At 39.9% G+C, this 7,246-nt stretch carries 7 protein-coding genes and 1 tRNA gene; 1 reads left to right on the top strand and 7 read right to left on the bottom strand.

The features are described 5' to 3' along the window. The first annotated feature begins 237 nt into the window (after nucleotides 1-237). On the top strand, nucleotides 238-1,383 hold the full coding sequence (gene nagA / locus ACTVAI_RS05580) for an N-acetylglucosamine-6-phosphate deacetylase (protein ID WP_443486122.1): 1,146 nt from the start codon (nucleotides 238-240) through the stop codon (nucleotides 1,381-1,383). A 535-nt stretch (nucleotides 1,384-1,918) separates the two neighbouring features. On the opposite strand, the gene ACTVAI_RS05575 is transcribed toward nagA, so the two are convergent. The 7 genes from ACTVAI_RS05575 to ACTVAI_RS05545 all read right to left on the bottom strand — a co-directional run bounded on the left by ACTVAI_RS05575 (nucleotide 1,919) and on the right by ACTVAI_RS05545 (nucleotide 7,090). Beyond that, the gene (locus ACTVAI_RS05575; RefSeq protein WP_443473801.1) at nucleotides 1,919-2,620 is read right to left on the bottom strand and encodes an MBL fold metallo-hydrolase; all 702 of its coding nucleotides are present in this window, start codon (nucleotides 2,618-2,620) and stop codon (nucleotides 1,919-1,921) included. 109 nt (nucleotides 2,621-2,729) lie between these two features. Beyond that, a tRNA-Arg gene (locus ACTVAI_RS05570) sits at nucleotides 2,730-2,802 on the bottom strand. Nucleotides 2,803-2,870: 68 nt separating this feature from the next. Continuing rightward, a complete protein-coding gene (locus ACTVAI_RS05565) occupies nucleotides 2,871-3,128 on the bottom strand; it encodes a hypothetical protein (RefSeq protein ID WP_443473802.1) in 258 nt (85 codons plus the stop codon). Nucleotides 3,129-3,253: 125 nt separating this feature from the next. Then, complete coding sequence (locus ACTVAI_RS05560; protein WP_443473803.1) at nucleotides 3,254-4,498, bottom strand: aminopeptidase; 1,245 nt, start codon at nucleotides 4,496-4,498, stop codon at nucleotides 3,254-3,256. Nucleotides 4,499-4,730: 232 nt separating this feature from the next. Further along, entirely contained in the window at nucleotides 4,731-5,876 is a 1,146-nt protein-coding gene (locus ACTVAI_RS05555) for a tyrosine-type recombinase/integrase (protein WP_443486121.1), read from the bottom strand. Nucleotides 5,877-5,982: 106 nt separating this feature from the next. Beyond that, nucleotides 5,983-6,246, bottom strand: a complete 264-nt coding sequence (locus ACTVAI_RS05550; RefSeq protein ID WP_443486120.1) for a hypothetical protein — start codon at nucleotides 6,244-6,246, stop codon at nucleotides 5,983-5,985. Nucleotides 6,247-6,490: 244 nt separating this feature from the next. Then, nucleotides 6,491-7,090, bottom strand: a complete 600-nt coding sequence (locus ACTVAI_RS05545) for a LexA family protein (RefSeq protein ID WP_443486119.1) — start codon at nucleotides 7,088-7,090, stop codon at nucleotides 6,491-6,493. Nucleotides 7,091-7,246 lie beyond the last annotated feature (156 nt).

Raw genomic sequence — 7,246 nt, 5'->3', positions numbered from 1 at the left:
TGTGAGTCCTCCTGTTGTTTTGTGTGGTAACTAAATTATAGGGGTTCACTGGCCTTTTTGCATTTAAAAACAAAAATGGTGCCAGTGAATCAAAATGATTCACCAACACCAAATATTATAGAGCCAAACAAAAACATCGAGGATGAAAGCGATGAAGGGAATATGCCCCTTCATCTTTTTTAATCCCGTTTTTTGGTATAGAATAGTCTTATATCAAACGAAAAAGAGGCGAAATACGTGAAACAGTATGTGCAAGCAGATCTTTTTTATTTAGCAGACGGCGTTAAGGGACCAGGTTATTTGGCAATTGCAGACGGCAAATTCGGTGCGTTCCAAACCGAAAAACCAGAAGGCGAAATCCTGGACTACAGTGGCAAACACATTGCTCCGGGCTTTGTAGACACACATATTCATGGCTTCAAGGGTTATGACGTGATGGACAATGATGTTGAAGGATTGAAAGTCATTTCAGAAGGCATTTTATCTTGTGGGGTAACTTCCTATTTGCCGACAACATTGACAGCGTCTACAGAAGAATTGGATGCGGTGTGCCAAACAATCGGTGAAAATGCCGACAAAATAAAGGGTGCAAAGATTCAAGGTATTTTCTTGGAGGGTCCTTTTTTCAATGAGAAATATAAAGGGGCACAAAATCCAAAATATATGAGCGACCCATCGATCGATACGTTGACAAAATGGCAAGAACTGGCGAATGGTTATGTCCGTAAAATTGCGATCGCACCAGAACGCGAAGGGGCATTGGCATTCATCGACTATGCAACGGATAATGATATTAATGTGGCCATTGCACATACCGATGCAACATATGAACAATGTAAGGCAGCGGTTGAACATGGTGCGAACATCTTCGTTCATACTTATAATGGCATGCGTGGTTTGCATCACCGTGAACCCGGTGTGGTTGGGGCGGCAATGAGTTTGAAGGAAGCTTTTTCCGAACTGATTTGTGATGGGCATCATGTTCATCCAGTGTCTGCCGGGATTGTTATGGATGCTCATGGTCGCGATAAAACGATGTTTGTGACGGACTGTATGCGTGGTGGTGGCATGGGCGATGGAGATTCCATGTTAGGTGAATTCGAAGTTACCATCAAAGATGGCGCAGCGCGTTTGAAAGCGGACGGTAACTTGGCTGGTAGTGTCCTGGAGATGATAACGGCTGTACAAAATGTGGTAGCTTGGGGCATTGCGACACCTGAAGAAGCCATTCAAATGGCCAGTATCGTTCCAGCTAAAAGCGTTGGTATTGCTGACCGTTGTGGCCAAATCAAATCAGGTTATGCTGCCGACTTTTTAGTTTTGGATCAAAACCTGAACCTGGAAGAGACATATTTGGACGGAAAATCAGTTTTTAAATCTTAATTGCAAAACAATAGTTTGTTTATAAGCAAATGATTAAAAAAATCAGAGGATGTATCCATCATAATATATACTTTCGCTTTGTAAATGTAAGTCAATATTATGATGGATTTTTTTTGAATACTTCAATAAAAAATAACATAAATCTATGTAATGAACATTATGTTACTTTTTTGGGTTAAAATAAATATACTTTTTTAGATTTATTTGCTCATTTTTTAAAAATTAATTTGATTTTAACTGTTCGTTGAATTATAATAGTTATGACAAAGGTAGCGCTATCGTTTGTCAAACTTTAGTTTATCCTTCAACAGTCTAAGGAGGCCAATCTTTAAGTGTCACATCAGTCATATGTTGTTAAGACGGACGACCATATATTTCATTTTGCTGGCCCCCATTTACCAATTAAATATTTCAATCCCCGCTTTATCTAGTTTTTCTGCTATTTATCAGACTTCATTACCAGCATCGTGAAAAGATATGGTGTCGTCAAGGGTTTTGAAAAAAGAGAACCGCTCCTTTTAGGAACGGTTCTCTCTTATTTTATAAGGCCTTGCGCTTCTTCAATAGTTAGAGGAAGAACTTCTAAAGGATTAGCCATGACCACACCATGGCCTGTACCGATATAATCTATATCAAGATCAAGGAATCCTTTCACCATCTCAATGCTTAAGGGTAAGTCCCAGTTCAACCGTGCCGGTTTAGGAAAGGCATCACGGTGCACACCACAAATGGCGGCTCCACCCAAAGTTTGAAGGACATCGCCAACGAGCAGATAATTTTTATCTGGATTATAAAAACAAATATGTCCGGGTGTGTGACCGGGAGTGAACAAAACTTCAAGTTCACCAACTTTATCCCCAGCTACTAATAATTTATCTGGAACAAAGGGTAGACTATCAGGAATCCCTTCTTTCAAAGGGGTTTGTTTGTCAGATGGTAACAATTCTTTTTTCAGTATTAATTGATATTCACGTTCCGGAAATAAAAGGGGTGTCTCTGGAAAAGCTTCTTTAAAAGCAACTAATCCCCCTAAATGGTCATCGTGACTATGCGTAATGGCAATCGCCTTTAAAGGACGACCATCTTCCTTGATAAAAGAAATAATTTCAGCAATCTGATCTGACTCAACGGCGGTATCCACCAGTATTAAGCCATCGTCTTCTTCTATAATAAATAGGTTATTTTCATTTTCAACGGTAATTTGTTTTGCGTTCGCAAATGATTCAACAGTTAACATTCCATGACCTCACTTTCAGAAGCCAATCATACGATTTACGAACTGTTTGAGTCAAACAAAAGCACTTCAAAAATAACATATTATACATGACGTCTATTTAACAAAAAAACGGTCCCGAGAGGGATCGAACCTCCGACACCTCGTTTAGGAAACGAGTGCTCTCTCCACTGAGCTACGGGACCAAAATACTCTTTATTATTTCATTAAAACAACAATAAGTCCAGAAAAACCAGCAGGAAACTGCTGGTTTTTAAGATTCTAAATCCTCGATGCGGTGCTCAAGTTCGGTTACTTTATGGTTCAGTTCCTGAACTTGTTCTTTTAATTGTTCAAAGCTTGAAGGGTCGATCATCTCTTCCGATTGATTGTTAAGTTCTTGAAAGATGAAAGTAAGTCCAAAAATCAAAATAACACCGACTAAAATATAAAACCAACTCCGAGGTGGAGAATCATTTTCAGGTTTTGGTTTCATATGTTCAAGTGTTTCTTTTGCACTTTTCTTCTCCAAAAAAATCACCCAGCTTTCTTTTTCCTTGCATTAATTATAGCCCAACATATTACCAAAGTAAAAATATGAATCAAAATCTACACAAAAAGAGGTGGGAAAATCCCACCTCCATCAAATAAATTAAATTAGAACGCCCAGTCACCGTTACGGAAGATCGGCATGCGAGTACCGTCTTTACGGATACCGTCAATGTTCATTGTTTCTGAACCAATCATGAAGTCAACGTGAACGTTTGAACGGTTCAAACCGCGTTCAGCTAATTCTTCTTGAGACATTTCTGTTCCACCCTTAACTGAGAACGCGTAAGCAGAACCCAATGCCAAGTGATTAGAAGCATTTTCGTCGAACAATGTGTTGAAGAATACCAATCCTGATTGAGAAATCGGGGATTTATGTGGAACTAGAGCAACCTCGCCCAATGAACGAGCGCCTTCGTTATCTTCCACAAGGTGCTTCAAGACATCTTCGCCTTTTTCAGCAGTAACTTCTACCACTGCGCCATCTTTGAAAGTGAATGTCATCCCTTCGATGATGTTTCCGCTGTAGCTCAATGGTTTTGTGGACTTAACCACACCGTCGATACGGCGACCATCTGGAGCAGAGAAAACTTCTTCTGTTGGCATGTTAGCCACAAATACTTCACCTTGTGCGTTAACAGCACCAGCCGAATCCCAGATATGTTCTTCCGGCATACCGATTGTGAAATCAGTACCTTCTGGTGTTGTATAGTGTAACGCATCAAATTGTTCAGCGTTCAATACATCCGCTTTTGAGCGTAGACGTACTTCGTGCTCATCCCATGCTTTAACTGGATCAGCTTCATAAACGCGACATGTTTTGAAGATTTCATCCCATAGCGCATCCACTTGCTCTTCTTGAGTTTCCAAATGTGGGAAAACTTTAGCAGCCCAAGCAGCACCTGAAGCAGCCGCAACTGTCCAAGAAACTTTGTTTGCTTGTGTTGCAATACGTTGTGCCATCAAAGCTTTAGAAGTAGCTTTCATAACAGCAGCCAATTTCGCACTGTCAACGCCGTTCAAAGCATCCGGATCAGCCGAACGAACAGACAAGCGACTTGCTTTGCGTTCGATCAAGGCTTCTGATTCGTCGATTTGGTATTGCGGAATGTTTGTTAAGCGTTCTTCTGGTGTATGCAGATATTTTTCACGCGTGACGATATCATCCGCCCATTTCACGATAACTTCTTCCGCACCCAATGCGTAAGCTTCCTTCGTCAAAAGGCGAGCTAACGGTGCTTGGTCTACGTCGATATTAATGATGACTGTATGACCTTCTTGGACGTTAATCCCTTTTGAAATCAATAAACGCGCATATTTTTGCAAGTTTTCTTCAAAATTTGGTAAAACCATAAAATCAAACACTCCTTTAGAATTAATATTCACTATCATACCATAAGTAAGCGAAAAAAATCCTCCAGCCGGAGCCGGAGGACCCAAATAATTAAATCTTGGGGGGATTTATAAAGCTAATTATACCTTTTCAGAGCTGTCCAAAGTTCCTTATAAAATAAGGTTTTGTCTGGAAATCGTTGTCGTATCAGCGTTAAAAATCAACTTATTTTTGTGGCATATTCGTGGCACGCTATGCAAATAATTCCACTGACAGTTTTTTTATTTTATCCATATTATTCACCCGCATTTCATTGATAACATGCGCATAGACTTTCTGGATTGTTTCCGGTGTGTCTCCGAGCTGTTCCGCTACGATCATGAGGTCGATTCCGTTTGCTAGCATGTTTGAAGCGACTGAGTGACGGATGCCATGGCTTGTTATTATTTTATTTTCGCCGTTATCTGTTTTGAACCCACACTGCAAACAGAATTTTTCAAGTAGGCTATTCACGTCCTCGTAATGGACCGGCTGCATGTATTTATCCACAAAGATAAGGTTGTGTTTGTTCGTTATTTTCGACTGCAGCATTTCTTTCTTCTTATATAGAAGGAACGGCTTAAAAAACTCTATCCAACGTTCATCTAACTCGATGGTCGTGTGGACTCCATTCTTTGTGTCTTTTAATTGTCGTGTATATAAATAATCATAATTCTGGTTAATAATCAGCGTTTTCTTATCCAGATTGAATGTGTTGTACGTGACCGCCATTATTTCGCCAATTCTGCGACCTGTAGCGATTTGAAGCAAAAGGAAGTATCTTTCTGTGTCTGCAAATGAAATGCCGTCCATGAGCCTGTTTGTTAGCTTTTTAAGTTCGGACTGGTGCAGAAATTTTGTTTCCTTTGGCTTGGACTTTTGACCGGATATGTTGATGTTGTAGGTCACATCTATCGGGATCACGCGATTGTGGAAAGCGTGGAGCAAACACATTGACAGTTTGTTAAAGTTTTTTCTTACAGTAGTAGCAGTACGATTTTTTGCAAAATCATTTACAAAACGTTGCACTTGGATATGTGAGATATCCTTCATTTTTGTATTTGGGAAATACTGCTCCACCAACCTGTGAACACGTTTGTACATGTTATCAGTCGCTGGGGAGGACATGCCAATTTTATAGGCTTCCATCCATTCTTTATAGTAGTCAGCAAAAAGCTTGTCGCTGTCGTCTATACTTAAAGTGGTCAGCATTTCTGACAGTTTGAGTTCTCCGGCCTTGCGTGCTTTTGATTCAGTTGTAAAATTAGCTTGGGTGCGGTCAGTTGTCTTACCATTTACGACAAGTCGGGCGATATATTGGTAATTTTTATCACCACGTTTTCTTACATAAACAGGCATGTTTTTGACCTCCTATCTGTGTTAAAATAGGGCATAAGATAGCCCAGTGGTTATCTGCTGTTACCTCACTCTCCGTCCGCCAAGATAGCAGAGTGGGGTGTTTTTTTTATTCTTTTTCGAACATCACTTGCACAGCTTTGTCTTTATATGAAGAAATCTTCAATATCTTCAAGTTATGTTGATTAGCGAACGTGGCTATTTGTTGGTACACTTCATTGATTGCAAAACGTTCTTTAAACAAGTCCCCAACAACAAACATTTCTGTGAAATACCGTCCTGATTGTTCTATTTTGTCAATCATGCGCTGCTCACCTTTGCTCGGTGCTTTGTCTTTCGATTCTTCGTCGTTCTTCTTTTTAAAAAGTGACATCGTCATTCCTCCTGTTTTTTGTTCCATCAACATGCTATTAATATAATACTAAATAAAAGTTGCTCAAAACTGTAACTAATTTTGCCAATTGTCAATGGAATGATGATATAATACAAATTGGCGGGCCTAGCACCCGCCAAAAGACGGGGCGTTGCGTATAAAGTTCTGAGGGGAACTGGCGCAACGCTCTTTTATTCTGCAAAACAGCTAGAATGCTTTGCCAATCATATGGCTAGTATGATTGCTATAAACTTTTTCTAACATCCGTTGCTTTGCCGATTATCCTTATTTCTTCTCCATCTGGTATGACGATAGGGTCATAGTTAGGGTTCTCAGATACAAGGATAATCATACCGTTTTGTTTCTTGACGCGTTTTAAAGTAACGTCAGTATTATTAATCATGACCGCTGCAATTTCGTTCTGTTCCACATCCGGCTGGAGTTTTATCAGAACCAGACTGCCTTCTGGTATTACAGGCGACATAGAATCGCCTTTTGCGCGCAAATATAATAACTCGCCATTTGGCAAACCGAATTCGACCTCCTCAATGTAACCGTCCAAATTTTCTTCCGCTAATATTGGTTCCCCGCAAGCGATTTGACCTAACACAGGAATTTTTCGAGTGATGACACCTTCTTCTTCACCAATCCATCCCATTAAATAAGCAGGACTTACCTTCAACGCGGAAGCCAAACTTTCGACTACATCAAGTTTAACATCCTTGATTGCTCCACTTTCGTAACGTTGAACTGTTGCTTCTGTCTTTCCTATTTGTTCCGCTAACCATAATAACGTTGCGCCCCTTCGTTCCCTGATTCTTTTTAATCGAGATCCAAAGTTCATTTTTTTGTTCCCCCTCACTACTTTATGAGCTTATTTTAATACTTTCTTACATTGAACGCAAGTTAAAACTTGTTTTTCTTTTAAAAAACTTTCGTTTGGCGCTTGACAAAACAATTGGCGGTAGGTTAATATAAACTTACGCAAGACGAAAGTTAA

Source organism: Jeotgalibaca sp. A127, from assembly GCF_052266745.1.
In the GTDB taxonomy this organism is placed as follows: Bacteria; Bacillota; Bacilli; order Lactobacillales; family Aerococcaceae; genus Jeotgalibaca.
The sequence above is the reverse complement of the archived record's forward strand: the minus strand, read 5'-3'. Positions and strand labels throughout refer to the sequence as shown.

Bases quoted from the DNA above. Each gene is read 5' to 3' on its own strand.
- ACTVAI_RS05560 (WP_443473803.1), bottom strand. From the start codon at position 4,498: ATGGTTTTACCAAATTTTGAAGAAAACTTGCAAAAATATGCGCGTTTA.
- ACTVAI_RS05545 (WP_443486119.1), bottom strand. From the start codon at position 7,090: ATGAACTTTGGATCTCGATTAAAAAGAATCAGGGAACGAAGGGGCGCA.
- ACTVAI_RS05550 (WP_443486120.1), bottom strand. From the start codon at position 6,246: ATGTCACTTTTTAAAAAGAAGAACGACGAAGAATCGAAAGACAAAGCA.
- ACTVAI_RS05555 (WP_443486121.1), bottom strand. From the start codon at position 5,876: ATGCCTGTTTATGTAAGAAAACGTGGTGATAAAAATTACCAATATATC.
- ACTVAI_RS05575 (WP_443473801.1), bottom strand. From the start codon at position 2,620: ATGTTAACTGTTGAATCATTTGCGAACGCAAAACAAATTACCGTTGAA.